Raw genomic sequence first — 17,556 nt, forward strand, 5'->3', positions numbered from 1 at the left:
GTTATACGCTCGCCATGAACGCCAACGCCCGCCGCATCGCGCACCTCGACATGGATGCGTTCTACGCATCCGTGGAATTGCTGCGCTATCCGGAATTGCGCGGCCACGCGGTGGTCATCGGCGGCCGTTCGGTGCATCAGCCGACCGTGCGCACGGATGGCACGCGCGAGTTCGCCAAACTGCGCGACTATGTCGGCCGCGGCGTTATCACCACGTCCACTTACGAAGCGCGCGCACTCGGCGTGTTCTCCGCAATGGGCATGATGAAGGCGGCGCAACTGGCGCCCGACGCCATCTTGCTGCCGGTGGATTTCGACTCGTACCGGCACTATTCGCGACTGTTCAAGAAGGCCGTCGCCGACATCGCGCCGCTGATCGAAGACCGCGGCATCGACGAAATTTACATCGACCTGAGCGAACACGCCGAAGAGACGCGCGCGCTTGCTACGCGGATCAAGGACGCGGTGCGCGATGCCACCGGATTGTCGTGCTCGATCGGCGTCGCCCCCAACAAACTGCTGGCCAAGATCTGCTCGGATCTGGAAAAACCTGACGGCCTGACCATCCTCGACATGGCCGATGTGCCGACGCGCATCTGGCCGCTGCCGGCGCGCAAGATCAACGGCATCGGACCGAAAGCCGCCGAGAAGCTCACGACGCTCGGCATCCTCACCATCGGCGACCTCGCCGCGGCGGACGCCGGTTTGCTGCAGGATCATTTCGGCCGCAGCTATTCCGCCTGGCTCGGCAATGTCGCGCAAGGCATCGACGACCGTCCGGTCTCGACCAGTTCCGAGCCGAAATCGATCAGCCGCGAGACCACCTTCGAGCGCGACCTGCATGCGCGCCATGACAAGGAGAAGCTGTCGAGTATTTTCACTGCGCTATGCACGCGCGTGTCGGAAGACCTGCACCGCAAAGGCTATGTCGGACGCACCATCGGCATCAAGCTGCGCTACACCGATTTCTCGACGGTCACGCGCGACGTCACCTTGCCTGCATCGGTCGCGGATGCGGCCGCCATCCGCCGCGCTGCTGGCGAATGCCTGCGGCGCGTACCGCTGGAGCAACGCATCCGCTTGCTGGGCGTGCGGGTCGGCGCCTTGTCGAGAAATGACGGCACGCCGCAAGGCGAAGATTTTTCGCAGGGCGAACTGCATTTCACCTAGAACTCAGGCGGCGTGCGGCGCAGCGCCGGGGCCGCAGATAAAGTGTGCCGGAATGACCGGCCCGATTGTGGCTGCGTGTAAAATGGACGCTTTTGCCCGAACGCCATGTGGTTTAAGAATCTCCAGATCTATCGCCTTCCCGCACCGTGGGCCATCAGCGCCGATCAGCTCGAGTCGCATCTCGCTTCGCAGGCGTTTGCCGCCTGCTCCAGCCTGGAAATGCAGTCGCAGGGCTGGGTGTCGCCGCGCAGCAACGAGCGCCTGGTGCATGTCGTCAATCGCCAGTTCCTGCTCAAGCTGGACACTGAAAAGAAGCTGCTGCCAAGCACCGTGATCAACCAGGTCGCCAAGGCGCGCGCGGCCGAGTTGGAAGAACAGCAAGGTTTTCCGCCGGGCCGCAAGCAAACCAAGGAATTGAAAGAGCAAGTCGCCGACGAGTTGCTGCCGCGCGCCTTCAGCATCGTGCGCAGCACCTGGACCTGGATCGATCCGGTCAACGGCTGGCTGATCGTCGACGCCGGCAGTCCGGCCAAGGCGGAGGAAGTCCTGAAGCTGTTGCTCAAGGCGATCCCGAAATTCCCGCTTGAAACCTTGCGCACCGTGCGCTCGCCGTTGTCGTCGATGACCGACTGGCTGGCTTCCGACGAAGCACCGAGCGGCTTTACCGTCGATCAGGACACTGAGTTGCGCGCCAGCGGCGACAGCAAGGCGACTGTGCGCTTCGTGCGCCACACCCTGGAACCGGACGACGTGCGCCGCCATATCGAATCGGGCAAGCAATGCACGCGCCTGGCGCTGACCTGGAACGACCGCGTCTCGTTCGTTCTGACCGAGAACCTGAGCGTCAAGAAGATCACGCCGCTGGATGTACTGAAGGAAGACAGCGACGTCACCGCGAAGAACGACGACGAGCGCTTCGATGGCGACTTCATGTTGATGACGGGCGAGATCAGCAAAATGCTGGCCGACCTGATCGAAGCGCTGGGCGGTCAGTTGCGCGAGAACGACGGCTCGGCTGCGCTGGCGGCCTGATTCACCTCGGCAAACAACAACGCCGGACGATCCTCGAGATCGGTCCGGCGTTTTTTTATTGTGTTTTCATTGCGCCGCGCGTTTTTTCTTGGGCACGATCAACACCGCGTCGAGCGCCTTCATAGCGTGACAAATGGTGTTGAACAGCCGTTCGCAACTGATGCCGTCGCGCGCACTCAGCGACAGCCCATGCAGGACGGCGGTATAGAAATCGGCCAGGCCGTCGATATCGGCGTCGGCACTCAACTCGCCCTGCTCCTGCGCCTTGCGAAAACGCTTCGCCAGTTCGAGACGTTTCTTCTGGCGGCGCACCGTCAGCTCGTCGGCGTGAGCGGAATTTTCCGGCGCGCAATTGATGGCCGAGGTGACCACCATGCAACCTTTGCCGTTGGCCGGATCGGCAAACATGGCGACGCTGGCTTGCAGCATGCTGCGCAAATCCTCGCGCACGCCCTTGCCTTCTTTCAAGGCGTTGATCGGCCCGACGGCGGTGGTTTCCGAATAGAAGTTGACCGCTTCGCGAAACAGCGCATTCTTGTCGCCGAAGGCGGCATACAAGCTCGGCGCCTTGACCCCGATCGCAGCCGTCAGATCGGCCATGGTCGTGCCTTCGTAACCCTTGTTCCAAAATACCTGCGTGGCCAGGCGTAGCGCTTCGTCCCGGTCGAAACTGCGCGGCCGCCCTCTTGTTTGCTGCATCGGAATTCTCCTTTTTTACAACGATTGCGTGGGATATTGAAACCCAGTTTAGCTTATTCTATCCTTATTTTAATTTAAGTTACAAAAATACCTTGACAACATTTTCAGCTAAAAACTATTATGTAACACGCATTACATAAATACTGACTATGATGATGCAAAGGTCTTCTTGCCTTGCCGGCAAGAAAGCCGACAAACGAACCGGGGAGCGCAAAACCCGGGCTGAGGGTCAATATCGGCGGATCGCATGCGGCGCATAAATATGCGCAATAATGTGAGTCCCCCGCGATTGCTTTCTGCCGGTTCATCCAACGACGTAACGAAAATGCAGCGAAAGGAAATGTCATGACACGCAAGACCCGTATAGAACATTACCGGAACATCGGTATCAGTGCGCACATCGATGCCGGTAAAACCACGACCACCGAGCGCATCCTGTTTTATACCGGCGTCAACCACAAGATCGGTGAAGTGCATGACGGCGCCGCGACCATGGACTGGATGGAACAGGAACAGGAACGCGGCATCACGATCACGTCCGCCGCCACCACCGCCTTCTGGAAAGGCATGGCCGGCAATTATCCGGAACATCGCATCAACATCATCGATACGCCGGGCCACGTCGACTTCACGATCGAGGTCGAACGCTCGATGCGCGTGCTCGACGGCGCGGTCATGGTCTACGACTCGGTCGGCGGCGTGCAGCCGCAATCCGAAACCGTGTGGCGCCAGGCCAATAAGTATGCGGTGCCGCGCATGGCCTTCGTCAACAAGATGGACCGCGTTGGCGCGGACTTCTTCCGCGTGCAGAAGCAGATCGCCGACCGCCTGAAAGGCAATGCCGTGCCGATCCAGATTCCGATCGGCGCGGAAGACCATTTCCAGGGCGTGATCGACCTCGTCAAGATGAAAGCCATCATCTGGGATGAAGCCAGCCAGGGCGTGAAGTTCGAGTACCAGCCGATTCCGGTCGAGCTTGAAGACACCGCGCGCGAGTGGCACGACAAGATGATCGAACAGGCCGCCGAAGCCAATGAACAATTGCTGGAGAAATATCTCAGCGGTACGCCGCTGACCGAAGCCGACATCAAAGCCGGCCTGCGTCAGCGCACCATCGCCGGCGAGATCGTGCCGATGTTGTGCGGCAGCGCGTTCAAGAACAAGGGCGTGCAGGCGATGCTGGATGCCGTGATCGATTATCTGCCGTCGCCGATCGACGTGCCGGCGATCAAGGGTCACGATGAAGACGACAACGAGATCGAGCGCCATCCTGCCGACGACGAAAAATTCTCGGCGCTGGCATTCAAGATCATGACCGACCCGTTTGTCGGCCAGTTGATCTTCTTCCGCGTGTATTCGGGCACCGTGAACTCGGGCGACACCGTCTACAACCCGATCAAGGGCAAGAAGGAACGCCTGGGCCGCATCCTGCAGATGCACGCCAACGAGCGCAAGGAAATCAAGGAAGTGTATGCGGGCGACATCGCGGCCGCGGTCGGGCTGAAGGACGTCACCACGGGCGATACGCTGACCGATCCTGATCACGTGATCATCCTGGAACGCATGATCTTCCCCGAGCCGGTGATTTCGCAGGCGGTGGAGCCGAAGACCAAGGCCGACCAGGAAAAAATGGGTATCGCCCTGAATCGTCTGGCGCAGGAAGATCCGTCGTTCCGCGTGCGTACCGATGAAGAATCCGGCCAGACCATCATTTCCGGCATGGGCGAGCTGCATCTGGAAATCCTGGTCGATCGCATGAAGCGCGAATTCGGCGTCGAAGCCACCGTCGGCAAGCCGCAGGTGGCCTATCGTGAAGCGATCCGCGCTACCGTCGAAGATGTCGAAGGCAAATTCGTCAAGCAATCCGGCGGACGCGGCCAGTACGGCCACGTGGTGCTGAAGCTGGAACCGCTGCCGCCCGGCAAGGGCTACGAGTTCGTCGACGCCATCAAGGGCGGCGTGGTGCCGCGCGAGTTCATCCCGGCGGTCGACAAGGGCATCCAGGAAACATTGGGCAGCGGCGTGCTGGCCGGCTATCCTGTGGTCGACATCCGCGCGACGCTGACGTTCGGCTCCTACCATGATGTGGACTCGAACGAAAACGCGTTCCGCATGGCCGGTTCGATGGCGTTCAAGGAAGGCATGCGCCGGGCCAGCCCGGTGCTGCTGGAGCCGATGATGGCCGTCGAAGTGGAAACGCCGGAAGAATACGCCGGCACCGTGATGGGCGATCTGTCGTCCCGCCGCGGCATGGTGCAAGGCATGGATGAAATCGCCGGCGGCGGCGGCAAGATCATCAAGGCGGAAGTGCCGTTGTCGGAAATGTTCGGCTACTCGACTTCCTTGCGTTCGGCAACACAGGGACGCGCGACTTACACCATGGAGTTCAAGCATTATGCCGAGGCGCCGCGGCATGTGGTTGAGCAGTTGGGTACGGAGAAGAAGGGGAAGTGAGGGTTTGATCGCAGAATGATCGAGAGTCTTTCTTCGCTCTTTGTACGACGCAAAAGCCCGGCTTAGTTTGCACTAAGCCGGGCTTTTGCTTTTGTGAGGCATTGGGGCTCGCCTACGTTCCGCAGGCCGCGGATTCGCTTGCAAGCGAATCCCTTCGGGCCCCGCCGTGAGTCGCGCAGGCGGCTCACTCCGCTCCGATGTCAGACATGCCCTTCGGGCATGATGAATAGGAGGCTTAAAAACAAAAACGCCTGCTTAGTTTTCACTAAGCAGGCGTTTGTGTTTTGGCGGAGCGGACGGGGCTCGAACCCGCGACCCCCGGCGTGACAGGCCGGTATTCTAACCAACTGAACTACCACTCCAGATTTGGTTTTCAGTCTCGCTGAAAGACCGCTATTGTAGCGGAGCTTCCCCAGGATTTCCAGTACTTTTGTACAAATTAAGCCTGAAATTTGCCTTCAAACGCCAATTTGCTCAGCGGTTCGCGCGGGCTGGGCAGTTCTCGAGCCTGCAGACCTTCAGGAAGTATGGATTTGTCGCCCAATTTGCCGATGGCAATGGCTGCTTCCACTGCAAAGTCCGCCGGAACACCCAGTTCCGTACGCGCCTTGTCCTTGTCGAAACCAGCCATGCCGTGCGCATGCCAACCCGACAAACTCGCTTGCAGCGCCATATACGCCCAGGCCGATCCGGCGTCGAAGGAATGCGTGGGCGCAGGTGCCGGGGCAGTGGCGCCGGGCGGCGTAAAGGTGGTCTTGGACAGCACGACGATCAGGACCGACGCCTTTTCCGCCCAACTGCGGTTGAAGTCATTCAACAAGCCGAGCAGGCTGTCCCATTGCGGCGTACCGCGACGCGCATAGACGAAACGCCATGGCTGCGAATTGTAGGAAGACGGCGCCCAGCGTGCAGCCTCCAGAAAAGTCAGGACGGTTTCTTCCGAGATATCGGCGCCGGTATAAGCGCGCGGTGACCAGCGACCCAGGAATTGTGGATCGATGGGATGATCGGCAACGCGCGGATTGGATTGCGACATGGTGACTCCTGAGAAATGAAATAAGTTCTGGTCAAAATCGAGCAAAGGAGGCATCTTAGCAGGTGTTTTCCGCGCCTGCAGGGCAGGCCCTGCCGCCAAACGGCATCACGCCGGTTTCGCTTCGCCAGCAGAATTGAGCGAGCGCAGGAAAACCCTGAAAAACCGCTGCCAGCTTGCCTTGCCGAAGGATTGTGCTACCATGCGCGCATACAAGAACGACACGGAGACCAGCCATGAACATCCTCAGGGAAACCGAACGCGAAGTCTGGGTCGACGGCACGATTTACCAGTTCAAGTCGAAAGTGGAAGCCAGCGGCTTCGAAGACATGTGCCGCGCCATCGGCAAACTGCATCACGCCATGCAGCTCTACCCACCAGCAGCTATCGTTCCGACCGCGCCGCATGACCGCACCGAAGAAGTCTGATCCAACATACCAATACCCCCATAAAAAAACCCGCGAACCTTGCGGTACGCGGGTTAAATCCAATCCTCAGGGGGGTGATGAATTGGAGGGGAGGGAGTAGTCAAGATAACGTCCCCATCCCCCGCCTCCTATCATTTTTACACCCTGTAACATTCGTTACATCGTCATGTACACCGTACGTTTGCGTATCATTTTCCGATACAGAAGCGTGAAAAAATCACCCCCAGCAAATCATCCGGCGTGAACTTGCCTGTGATGCTGGCGAGGCGCTCCTGCGCCAGGCGCAATTCTTCCGCAAACAAATCGAGCGACTTGTCGCTGGCCTGATTGTCGACTGAAGCGTGGAAAGCGGCACTCTCCAGATACTCGCGCGCGGCTTTCAAAGCGATCAGATGACGCTCGCGCGCGAGGTAACGCGATTCGACGGTTTGCTGCCAGCCGGCGATGCGCAGCAGTTCGCCGCGCAACAGATCGATGCCGACCTGGTCGGTGGCGGATAAGTAAATATGCGTGGCGTCGGGCATCTGGTCGACGGCCGGCTTGTGACCGGAGCGGTCGATCTTGTTCCAGATGCGGATAACGGGAATGCCGTCGGGAAAACGTTCGGTGATCTTCTCGTCTTCCAGCGTCGGGCCGTGATCGGCGTCGAGCATATGCAAGATGACGTCGGCTTTGGCGACCTCGCCCCAAGTGCGTTCGATGCCAATGCGCTCGACTTCGTCGGGGCCGCTGCCATCTTCGCCGGCGTCTCGGATGCCGGCTGTGTCGATGATGTTGAGCGGCATGCCTTCGATCTGGATGGTCTCGGTGACCTTGTCGCGCGTGGTGCCGGCAATCGGCGTGACGATGGCGACGTCGGAACCGGCCAGCACGTTGAGCAGCGAGGACTTGCCGACGTTGGGTTTGCCGGCCAGGACCACGTTGAGGCCGTCGCGCAGCAGCGCGCCTTGCGACGCATGCGTGAAGACGTCGTCGAGCGTGGCGCGTATCGCGGCGAGCTGGCCGCGCGCATCGGATTGTTCTAGGAAGTCGATTTCTTCTTCCGGGAAGTCCAGCGTCGCCTCGACCAGCATGCGCAGGTTGGTGACCTTGTCGACCAAGTCATGGATGACTTTGGAGAAGGCGCCGGAAAGCGATTCCGATGCCGACTTCGCAGCCGCCTCGGTCGAAGCCTCGATCAGGTCGGCGACGGCTTCGGCCTGCGCCAGGTCGAGCTTGTCATTGAGGAAGGCGCGCTGGGTGAATTCGCCCGGCTCGGCCAGGCGCAGGCCGATCGCGGCGCCGGCTTCGAGGCAGCGCGCCAGCAACATTTGCATGACGACCGGGCCGCCGTGGCCTTGCAGTTCCAGCACGTCTTCGCCAGTGTAGGAATGCGGCGCTTTGAAGTAGATCGCCAGGCCCTGGTCGATCATGCTGCCGTCGGCGCGCCTGAACGGCAGGTAGCTGGCGTGGCGCGGCGCCAGCGATGTTTCGTCCTTGCCGCACACGGCCTGTACGACCGGCCACAGGTTCTTGCCCGACAGGCGGACCACGCCGATGCCGCCGCGTCCCGGGGCGGTGGCGATGGCGACAATGGGGGAGGAATCGAGAGTCATGGTGCGAGAAATATTTCAGAAAAAATAATAGGCGAAAAAAAGCCCGTGAAAATCATGCCACGGGCTTCTGAGGGAAACAAGGAAGCAATTATTTCGCCTTGCCGGCTTCCAGTTTCTTGGTGATGACCCATTGTTGCGTAATCGACAGCACGTTGTTCACGACCCAGTACAGCACCAGGCCGGACGGGAAGAAGAAGAACATGACCGAGAACACGATAGGCATGAACATCATGACCTTGGCCTGGACCGGATCCGGCGGCGTCGGGTTGAGCTTGGTCTGGATGAACATCGAGACCGCCATCAACACCGGCAGGATGTAGAACGGGTCAGGCGCGGTCAGGTCGTGAATCCAGCCCAGCCATGGCGCACCGCGCATTTCGACGCTGGCCAGCAGCACCCAGTACAGCGAGATGAACACCGGGATCTGGATCACGATCGGCAGGCAGCCGCCGAGCGGGTTGATCTTTTCGGTCTTGTACAGCGCCATCATTTCGCGATTCATGTTTTGCGGATCGCCTTTGTGGCGCTCGCGAATCGCCGTCATCTTCGGCGTGACCGCCTTCATCTTGGCCATGCTGCGATAGCTGGCGGCCGACAGCGGGAAGAACACCAGCTTGATCAGCACGGTCAGCAGGATGATGGTCCAGCCCCAGTTGCCGACCATGGCGTGGATGTGGATCATCAGCCAGAAGATCGGCTTGGCGATGATGGTCAGCCAGCCGTAGTCCTTGACCAGTTCCAGCCCTGGCGCGGTGGTTTCCAGCACCTTGGATTCCTGCGGACCGGAATACAGATGCGCGTCCATGGTCACGCTGGCGCCGGGAGCAATGCTGCCCAGCGGCAGGATGTTGCCGACTGCGTACAGGTTGGTGGCGACCTTCTTGGTGAAGATGTCGCGCTGCGCTTTTTCAGGCGGGATGAAAGCCGAGACGAAATAGTGCTGCACCAGCGCGATCCAGCCGTTGTCGGACTTGGTGGCGTGCTGCTCCTTGCCTTCTTCGATCTTCTCGAAGGTCAGCTTCTGGAAATGATCGGCGTCGGTATACACCGCGGGGCCGGTGAAGGTGCTGTAGAAATGCGATTCGCCGCCCGGCTTGTTGCCGTCGCGCAGCAGTTGCAGGTACAGCGAAGGAGTGATCGCGGCGGCGCTGTCGTTGGTGACGGTATGCTTCAGATCGATGAGGTAGCTGTCGCGCTTGAAGGTATAGGTCTTGGTCAGCTTGACGCCATTCTCCTGCGCTTCCAGCACCAGTTGGACTTCATTGCCGCCGTCTAGCGCACGTGCGCCCGGCTTGGCTGTGAAAATCGACTTGTGGTTCGGGAACTGGCCGCCGATCAGGCCGGACTCGGCCAGATAGGTGTGGCCGGCGCTGGAATCGAACAGGACTAGGTTCTTGGTCGGGTCGACGGTGTCGCGGTGCTTCAGCAGTTCCAGGCGCTTGAGCTCGCCGCCCACGGTGTCGATGTCGGCCTTGACGACATCGGTCGTGATGGTGATGGTCTCGCCCTTGGCGGCAGGCGCGCCGCCAACGTCAGCCGCGGTCGCAGTAGGATTGGCGGCATTGGCGGCTTGCGGCACCGGCGATTTCGACGGGTCAGCGCCGGCGGCTGCCGGTTGCGCCTCTTGGGTTGCCGTCGGAAAAAACATCGAAGGCTTGCCGTTATGGCGTTGCCAGCTATCCCAGAGCAGCAGCAGGGAGAACGAGAACACAACCCACAGGACGGTACGTTTGATATCCATAAGAGTATTGACCAATAAATCAGGAGTGGCTGCAACCGTCGGCGGTCACAGTGGGAGAGGAATCCGGAGTGGTGGACTCAGGCACAGGGTCGAGTCCGCCGGGATGCCAGGGATGGCATTTGCACAAGCGCTTGCCGGCCAGTACGCTGCCCTTCCATGCGCCGTGGCGGCGAATGGCTTCCGCCGCATAATCTGAACAACTGGGATAGAAACGGCAGTTCTGCCCGAGATAGGGGCTGACTCCCAGCTTGTAGGCGCGTAACAGCAGGAGTAAAGGCGTTTTCATCACTTATTTCCCGGCTTCCTGGCAAACGCTGTCGCGTTCAGCAAAAATGCGAACAACTGTGACAGTTCTTCGCGCAATTCCGCTTTCAGTTTCGCGTTGGTCGCCGGTCCGTTCTTGCTGTTGACCGGCTTCGACAAACGCACAATGCAATCGACCTGGGGCAATGCCGCCTGCCGGAACAATTCGCGGGTGACGCGCTTGATCGTGTTCCGGGTGACTGCGCGCGGCGCCATGCGTTTGGCAGCGACGACGCCCAGGCGGGCTGACGACAAGTCGTTATTGCGGGCATACAGTACGAAATGGGACGTACGATACACCGGACGCAAACGAAAAACGGATGAAAACTCATCCGTTTTAACGATTCGCTGATCGCGTGAGTAGAGATAGGAAGGATCGCCTGTCACGCAAACAGCAACGCACTTATTTCTTGGCGTATTGCTTGGATCAGACTGCGGCCAGACGCTTGCGGCCCTTGGCACGGCGAGCGTTGATGACAGCGCGACCGCCACGGGTTGCCATACGTGCGCGGAAACCGTGGGTACGCTTACGACGCACGACGGATGGTTGGTAGGTACGTTTCATGTTGGACTCGCTTACTCAATAATCAGCAAAAATAAATCGGAATCTCCGCGGAATTTCTGTTTTTCTGCGCGTGTCTTTTCTTGTTGATCAGAGAGACATTTGAGAGCCGAAACCGCAAGGCGACAGCACGAACGCAATTCAACGGATGGTGAACCCTGAATTAGACTGCATTTTTCACTTGTTTGTCAATGACTTATCCGCGCGGGTTCTTTTGCCGCCCCCGCCCGCAAGCGGGGCCGCAAACCATACCTGTCGCATCGTGAACGGATTTCCCCTGTCAGCCTGTAGGGCCATGCTATCGATAAGATCGCGGAGCTTATTAGAAAACTATCGATGCAATCGTTGCGGACCGACCACATATCAATCAAGCAACAATTCCAGATAGCAACGCAATCCTGCTCACTCCCATAAGTCCATGGATCCAATGCTCACGTCATCGGGGGCAAACCCGGCATCAAACTTGCATTGCCTGAATCGAGCTTTCGCTGCAGCGCGGGAATTGTCCCTGAAGGCCGAAAACCCCTCTCAGATTCATCTGCGAGGCGATCGTTTAAATTCGTCGGCGCGGTCAACCATCCATCTCGCTCAACCATTTAGACGATAGGGGAAAACACCAAAAACACGCGCGCGATTTCAGTGTTTCCGCATATCGAAAAGCTGAATGCGAAAACGTTGGTTGTTTGTGGATATAAGAAAATGATTTCGCAGTAGGCTGAAACAAAAGCAGCACGTTCACGTCACGAAAAAAGGAATAGAATAAAAACGGATTTTTTATTTTCCGGTCCAGATTCATCAGCGCGCAGCATTGAAAAATTCGACGCCGCGCACAATGATGAAATTGATCAGGAGCGGATGCTCAGGGAAACGCGGTCGATAAATCTAAAAACATAACGCACGTATTCAATTTGTTATCTCATTGAAGTTACGGAGGTGGTATGGATATCTACAGCAGCTTTGCGAGTCGCTTTGACAAAACCAGAGAAGAAGAATTTTCGCTTGAAGAGTATCTGAGTCTTTGCAAAAACGATCCGGCTGTGTACGCATCGGCCGCAGAACGCATGCTGATGGCGATTGGCGAACCGGAGAAGGTCGACACTCGCGAAGATCCCCGTTTGTCCCGTCTGTTCGCCAACAAGGTGATCAAGGTCTATCCGGCCTTCAAGGAATTCTACGGCGCGGAAGAAGTCATCGAACAGGTCGTCGCCTACTTCCGCCATGCGGCGCAAGGCCTGGAAGAAAAGAAGCAGATCCTGTATCTGCTGGGCCCGGTCGGCGGCGGCAAGTCGTCCATCGCCGAGCGCCTGAAACAGCTCATGGAGCACATCCCCTTCTACTCGATCAAAGGTTCGCCGGTCAATGAATCGCCGCTCGGCCTGTTCGACTATGAAGAAGACGGCCAGATCCTGGAAGAACAATACGGCATTCCGCGCCGCTTCCTCAAATCAATCCTCAGTCCGTGGGCGGTCAAGCGCCTGCATGAATTCAACGGCGATATCCGCAAGTTCCGCGTGGTCAAACGCTATCCGTCGATCCTGCGCCAGATCGCCATTTCCAAGACCGAACCGGGCGACGAAAACAATCAGGACATTTCCACGCTGGTCGGCAAGGTCGACATTCGCAAGCTCGAACAGTACTCGCAGGACGACGCCGACGCCTACAGCTATTCCGGCGGCCTGTGCCTGTCCAACCAGGGCCTGCTGGAATTCGTCGAAATGTTCAAGGCCCCGATCAAGGTCCTGCACCCGCTGCTGACCGCGACCCAGGAAGGCAACTTCAAGGGCACCGAAGGTTTCGGCGCGATCCCGTTCGACGGCATTATCCTGGCCCACTCCAACGAGTCGGAATGGAAGGCCTTCCGCAATAACAAGAACAACGAAGCGCTGCTCGACCGCATCTACATCGTCAAGGTGCCGTACTGCCTGCGCGTGTCGGAAGAGATCAAGATCTATGAAAAGCTGATCCGCAGCTCATCGCTGGCCAAGGCCACATGCGCGCCGGGCACGCTGAAGATGATGGCGCAGTTCTCGGTGCTCACGCGCCTGGGCGAGCCGGAGAATTCCAGCCTGATTTCCAAGATGCAGGTGTACGACGGCGAAAACCTGAAAGACACCGATCCCAAGGCCAAGTCGTATCAGGAATACCGCGACTATGCCGGCGTCGACGAAGGCATGACCGGCATCTCGACGCGCTTCGCGTTCAAGATACTGTCGCGCGTGTTCAACTTCGACACCACCGAGGTGGCGGCCAATCCGGTGCACCTGATGTACGTGCTGGAGCAGCAGATCGAGCGCGAGCAGTTTCCGCCCGAGCAGGAGCAAAAATACCTGTCCTTCGTCAAGGACACACTGGCGTCGCGCTACGCGGAATTCATCGGCAAGGAAATCCAGACCGCCTACCTGGAGTCATATTCGGAATACGGCCAGAACGTGTTCGACCGCTACGTCACGTATGCCGACTTCTGGATTCAGGACCAGGAATTCCGCGACCACGACACCGGCGAAAGCTTCGACCGCGCGGCATTGAACGCGGAACTGGAAAAGATCGAAAAGCCGGCCGGCATCAGCAATCCGAAGGACTTCCGCAACGAAATCGTCAACTTCGTCCTGCGCGCGCGCGTCAACAACGGCGGCAAGAATCCGCTCTGGACCAGTTACGAGAAGCTGCGGGTGGTGATCGAGAAGAAGATGTTCTCCAATACCGAGGATTTGTTGCCGGTGATCTCCTTCAACGCCAAGGGTTCGACCGAAGAGATGCAAAAGCACGAAGACTTCGTCAATCGCATGGTCAGCAAGGGTTACACGCCGAAACAGGTGCGCTTGCTGTGCGAATGGTATTTGCGCGTGCGCAAATCTTCTTGAGTCAGAAGAGGCGGATTGCCTGCGGAGTTAACGACATCGCTTCATTGCAAATCGCATTTGGACCTGCTTTCGATCTGTAACGAGAGACCGTCAGCCGGTGTCGGCCGGAGCGCAGGAACCGGAGTGTACTCCAGGTACATGAGGATTTCGAGCACCGCCCGGCGCCGGATCACGGTCTCGCAGTAAGATCGGGAGCAGGTCCCCACTAGCAGGAGAACGGACTTGCTGCATCAGATAATCGACCGTAGGCTTGCTGGCAAGAACAAAAGCATCGCCAACCGGGAGCGTTTTCTCAGGCGCTTCCGCAGCGATATCCGCCGTTCCGTTACCGAAGCGGTACGCGATCGCAGCATCAAGGATATCGAGAACTCCAAGAGCATCAGCATTCCGCGCAAGGATATTTCCGAACCGGCCTTTCATCACGGCCGCGGCGGCCGGCGCGAAATCGTGCATCCGGGCAACCAGGATTACCTGCAGGGCGACCGCATTCCGCGCCGCAGCGGCGGTTCCGGCGAAGGCGGCAGCACCGCCAGCAACGAAGGCGAGAGCCAGGACGACTTCACCTTCGAGTTGTCGCGCGAAGAATTCATGCAGTACTTCTTCGAAGACCTCGAGCTGCCGCGCCTGATCCAGACCAACCTGATGACGATTCCGAACTGGAAGAACATGCGCGCCGGTTACTCGGTCGACGGTTCGCCCAACAACATCGACATCGTACGCTCGCTGCGGAGTTCGCTGGGCCGGCGCATTGCGCTGGGCGGCCCGCTGGTTGCCAAGCTGCGTGAGCTGGAAGAACAACTGTGCGAACTCAACAAAAATCCCAACGACAAGCTGCCGGAAATCAGCCTGCTCGAAGACGAGATTCATCATCTCAAGGCGCGCATCTGGCGCATTCCCTTCATCGATCCGTTCGACCTGCGCTACGTCAACCGCATACGCCAGCCGCAGCCGTCGAGCCGCGCCGTGATGTTTTGCGTGATGGACGTATCGGGTTCGATGGACGAGCAACGCAAGGATTTGTCGAAACGCTTCTTCATCCTGCTGTACCTGTTCCTGACGCGCAATTACGAACACATCGAGGTGGTCTTCATCCGCCACCACACGCGCGCCGACGAAGTCGACGAAGAGACCTTCTTCCACTCGCAGGAAAGCGGCGGCACGGTGGTGTCGAGCGCGCTGGAACTGATGCAGGACATCATCAAGGAACGCTACCCGTCGAACGAATGGAACATCTATGGCGCCCAGGCCTCCGACGGCGACAACTGGAACGACGATTCGCCGAAATGCCGCGCCATCCTGGACGAAAGCATCCTGCCGATGTGCCGTTATTTTGCCTATATACAAGTGGCCGAGCCGGAACAGAATCTGTGGACGGAATACACGCAACTGTTGTCCCAACATCCGCACTTCGCGATGAAGAAGGTGCAATCGTCGGCCGAGATCTATCCGGTCTTCCGCGAACTTTTTGAAAAACAGGCCACGGCATGAATACGCGACTCAAGACGCCGATCAAGTACGATCCCCTGCCTTGCCCGTCGGACTGGAGCTTCGAGCTGATCGAGCGCTACAACGACGAGATCGCCAAGGTCGCGGAAAGCTACAAGCTGGACATCTATCCGATCCAGCTCGAGATCATTTCCGCCGAACAGATGATGGATGCCTATGCCTCCTCGGGCATGCCGGTCAACTATCGCCACTGGTCGTTCGGCAAGCATTTCCTGGCGACCGAGCGCGACTACAAGCGCGGCCAGATGGGCCTGGCCTACGAGATCGTGATCAACTCCAATCCCTGCATCGCCTACCTGATGGAAGAAAACACGATGACGATGCAGGCGCTGGTGGTGGCGCATGCGGCGTATGGACACAATTCCTTCTTCAAGGGCAACTACCTGTTCCAATTGTGGACGGATGCCAGCGCCATCATCGATTACCTGGTCTACGCCAAGAGTTATATCGCCGAATGCGAGGAGCGCCACGGTTTCGATCGCGTCGAGGAATTACTCGACTCCTGCCATGCGCTGATGAATTACGGCGTCGATCGCTACAAGCGCCCGCAACGCATGTCGCTGGCGCAGGAACAAGCACAGCGGCGCGAGCGCGAGACCTATGCACAATCGCAGGTCAATGAATTGTGGCGCACGCTGCCGGCCAAAAAGGAAACCACAGCGGCGCAGGTCGAAGAGCGGTTCCCACCGGAACCCCAGGAAAACCTGCTGTACTTTGCCGAAAAGAACGCGCCGCTGCTCGAGCCCTGGGAGCGTGAGGTCATCCGCATCGTGCGCAAGATCGGCCAGTACTTTTATCCGCAGCGGCAAACCCAGGTGATGAATGAAGGCTGGGCCACGTTCTGGCATTACACGCTGCTCAACACCATGTACGACCAGGGCAAGCTGACCGACAGCTTCATGATGGAATTCCTGCATTCGCATAGCAACGTGGTGTTTCAGCCGCCGATCACCAAGCCCTATTACAACGGCATCAATCCGTATGCGCTGGGCTTTTCGATGATGAGCGACATCCGCCGCATCTGCGAGAACCCGACCGACGAAGACAAGCAGTGGTTCCCCGACATGGCCGGCAGCAACTGGCTGGACACGCTGCACTACGTCATGCGCAACTTCAAGGACGAGAGCTTCGTGGCGCAATACCTGTCGCCCAAGCTGATGCGCGACATGCGCATGTTCGCCGTGCTCGACGACGAAAGCCGCAGCGAGCTGGAAGTTTCCGCCATCCACAATCAAAGCGGCTACCAGTACGTGCGGCAAGCCTTGTCGCGCCAGTACGACATCAACCATCGCGAACCGAATATCCAGGTGTGGTCGGTCAACACGCGCGGCAATCGGAGCCTGACCTTGCGCCACTTCCGCAGCGACGGCCGCTCGCTGGGCGACAACACCAATGAAGTCTTGCGCCACATGGCGCGGCTCTGGCAATTCGACGTGTATCTGGAAAGCGTGGACGACAACGGCTACATCGTGCAACGCTATGAATGCATCAGCGACAATCGCTATGTCTTGCGTACGTAGACGGCCCGGATGGCCATAAAGCATTGCTGGTAAACATGGAAACCATTCCGCTTTTCCCGCTCGGTTCGGCGCTCTTTCCGGACGGGCGGCTGCCGTTGCAGATATTTGAAGTCCGCTATCTGGACATGATCAACAAATGCATCGCCAGCGGTACGTCGTTCGGCGTGGTGGCGCTGACGGCCGGCAATGAGGTGCGCAAACCGGGCCAGGTCGAGAGTTTCGTGCCGGTCGGCACGCTGGCCCACATCAATGAATGGTCGGCGCCGGTGCAAGGCCTGCTGCGTATTTCCTGCAGCGGCACCTCGCGCTTTCGCATCGCATCCAAAGAACAATTGAAGCACGGCCTGTGGATGGCGCAGGTAGAGCCGCTGGAAAACGACCGCAGCGTCGCCGTCCCGGAAGAACTGCAAAATACCGTCACGGCGTTGATGAACCTGCTGGCGTCGCTGAAAAATCATTCCATCCCGGAGAGCGACATTCCGGTCGCATCGCCTTACCGCCTCGACGACTGCGGCTGGGTTGCCAACCGCTGGAGCGAGATGCTGCCGATGAGCGTGGAGCAAAAGCAGGGCTTGCTGGCGCTCGACAATCCCCTGCTGCGGCTTGAGCTGGTGCAGGATCTTCTCGGCGAACGCGGCTTGCTGCACTGAAGT

General features: G+C 58.7%; 15 protein-coding genes, 1 tRNA gene and 1 other RNA gene. 8 read left to right on the forward strand and 9 right to left on the reverse strand.

The window, feature by feature from the left end; all coding sequences use genetic code 11:
- Positions 1-14 precede the first annotated feature (14 nt).
- A complete protein-coding gene (gene dinB / locus RV1423_RS10365) occupies positions 15-1,169 on the forward strand; it encodes a DNA polymerase IV (RefSeq protein WP_034296153.1) in 1,155 nt (384 codons plus the stop codon).
- 105 nt (positions 1,170-1,274) lie between these two features.
- On the forward strand, positions 1,275-2,201 hold the full coding sequence (locus RV1423_RS10370) for a recombination-associated protein RdgC (protein WP_034296156.1): 927 nt from the start codon (positions 1,275-1,277) through the stop codon (positions 2,199-2,201).
- A gap of 66 nt (positions 2,202-2,267) precedes the next feature.
- Here the strand turns inward: RV1423_RS10370 and RV1423_RS10375 are convergent, their stop codons facing one another.
- Positions 2,268-2,900: a TetR/AcrR family transcriptional regulator gene (locus RV1423_RS10375; RefSeq protein ID WP_034296157.1), complete on the reverse strand. Its 633-nt coding sequence runs from the start codon at positions 2,898-2,900 to the stop codon at positions 2,268-2,270.
- A 345-nt stretch (positions 2,901-3,245) separates the two neighbouring features.
- Between RV1423_RS10375 and fusA the strand changes: the two genes are divergently transcribed.
- Positions 3,246-5,354, forward strand: coding sequence for an elongation factor G (gene fusA / locus RV1423_RS10380; protein ID WP_034296159.1), 2,109 nt, complete (start codon positions 3,246-3,248; stop codon positions 5,352-5,354).
- 285 nt (positions 5,355-5,639) lie between these two features.
- On the opposite strand, the gene RV1423_RS10385 is transcribed toward fusA, so the two are convergent.
- Positions 5,640-5,716 (reverse strand) — tRNA-Asp (locus RV1423_RS10385).
- A 77-nt stretch (positions 5,717-5,793) separates the two neighbouring features.
- Positions 5,794-6,390, reverse strand: a complete 597-nt coding sequence (locus RV1423_RS10390; protein WP_034296161.1) for a nitroreductase family protein — start codon at positions 6,388-6,390, stop codon at positions 5,794-5,796.
- 233 nt (positions 6,391-6,623) lie between these two features.
- On the opposite strand from RV1423_RS10390, the gene RV1423_RS10395 reads away from it, so the two are divergent.
- Entirely contained in the window at positions 6,624-6,815 is a 192-nt protein-coding gene (locus RV1423_RS10395) for a hypothetical protein (protein ID WP_034296164.1), read from the forward strand.
- A 188-nt stretch (positions 6,816-7,003) separates the two neighbouring features.
- Here the strand turns inward: RV1423_RS10395 and mnmE are convergent, their stop codons facing one another.
- The 5 genes from mnmE to rpmH all read right to left on the reverse strand — a co-directional run bounded on the left by mnmE (position 7,004) and on the right by rpmH (position 11,019).
- Positions 7,004-8,410 carry a tRNA uridine-5-carboxymethylaminomethyl(34) synthesis GTPase MnmE gene (gene mnmE, locus RV1423_RS10400; RefSeq protein WP_034296166.1) on the reverse strand — a complete coding sequence of 469 codons (1,407 nt, stop codon included), beginning with the start codon at positions 8,408-8,410 and terminating at the stop codon, positions 7,004-7,006.
- An 88-nt stretch (positions 8,411-8,498) separates the two neighbouring features.
- Positions 8,499-10,151 carry a membrane protein insertase YidC gene (gene yidC / locus RV1423_RS10405; protein WP_034296167.1) on the reverse strand — a complete coding sequence of 551 codons (1,653 nt, stop codon included), beginning with the start codon at positions 10,149-10,151 and terminating at the stop codon, positions 8,499-8,501.
- 19 nt (positions 10,152-10,170) lie between these two features.
- Positions 10,171-10,437, reverse strand: coding sequence for a membrane protein insertion efficiency factor YidD (gene yidD / locus RV1423_RS10410; protein WP_034296168.1), 267 nt, complete (start codon positions 10,435-10,437; stop codon positions 10,171-10,173).
- Positions 10,437-10,799 (reverse strand): ribonuclease P protein component, encoded by a 363-nt coding sequence (gene rnpA, locus RV1423_RS10415; protein ID WP_081768786.1) that lies wholly within the window; start codon positions 10,797-10,799, stop codon positions 10,437-10,439. Before rnpA ends, yidD begins: the two co-directional genes overlap by 1 nt.
- Before the next feature lie 82 nt (positions 10,800-10,881).
- The gene (gene rpmH / locus RV1423_RS29030; RefSeq protein ID WP_006461360.1) at positions 10,882-11,019 is read right to left on the reverse strand and encodes a 50S ribosomal protein L34; all 138 of its coding nucleotides are present in this window, start codon (positions 11,017-11,019) and stop codon (positions 10,882-10,884) included.
- A 935-nt stretch (positions 11,020-11,954) separates the two neighbouring features.
- Between rpmH and RV1423_RS10420 the strand changes: the two genes are divergently transcribed.
- Positions 11,955-13,877 carry a PrkA family serine protein kinase gene (locus RV1423_RS10420; RefSeq protein ID WP_034296175.1) on the forward strand — a complete coding sequence of 641 codons (1,923 nt, stop codon included), beginning with the start codon at positions 11,955-11,957 and terminating at the stop codon, positions 13,875-13,877.
- A 64-nt stretch (positions 13,878-13,941) separates the two neighbouring features.
- Here the strand turns inward: RV1423_RS10420 and RV1423_RS29035 are convergent.
- Positions 13,942-14,017: non-coding RNA, sX9 sRNA (locus RV1423_RS29035), on the reverse strand.
- An 82-nt stretch (positions 14,018-14,099) separates the two neighbouring features.
- On the opposite strand from RV1423_RS29035, the gene RV1423_RS10425 reads away from it, so the two are divergent.
- The 3 genes from RV1423_RS10425 to RV1423_RS10435 are packed head-to-tail and all read left to right on the forward strand — an operon-like array spanning position 14,100 to position 17,553.
- The gene (locus tag RV1423_RS10425; RefSeq protein WP_034296178.1) at positions 14,100-15,365 is read left to right on the forward strand and encodes a YeaH/YhbH family protein; all 1,266 of its coding nucleotides are present in this window, start codon (positions 14,100-14,102) and stop codon (positions 15,363-15,365) included.
- Positions 15,362-16,903 carry a SpoVR family protein gene (locus RV1423_RS10430; RefSeq protein WP_034296180.1) on the forward strand — a complete coding sequence of 514 codons (1,542 nt, stop codon included), beginning with the start codon at positions 15,362-15,364 and terminating at the stop codon, positions 16,901-16,903. The genes RV1423_RS10425 and RV1423_RS10430 overlap by 4 nt, the downstream gene beginning before the upstream one ends.
- 35 nt (positions 16,904-16,938) lie before the next feature.
- Positions 16,939-17,553 carry an LON peptidase substrate-binding domain-containing protein gene (locus tag RV1423_RS10435; protein ID WP_051516631.1) on the forward strand — a complete coding sequence of 205 codons (615 nt, stop codon included), beginning with the start codon at positions 16,939-16,941 and terminating at the stop codon, positions 17,551-17,553.
- Positions 17,554-17,556: the final 3 nt, after the last annotated feature.

Source organism: Herbaspirillum sp. RV1423, from assembly GCF_000577615.1.
Classification (GTDB): Bacteria; Pseudomonadota; Gammaproteobacteria; order Burkholderiales; family Burkholderiaceae_D; genus Herbaspirillum.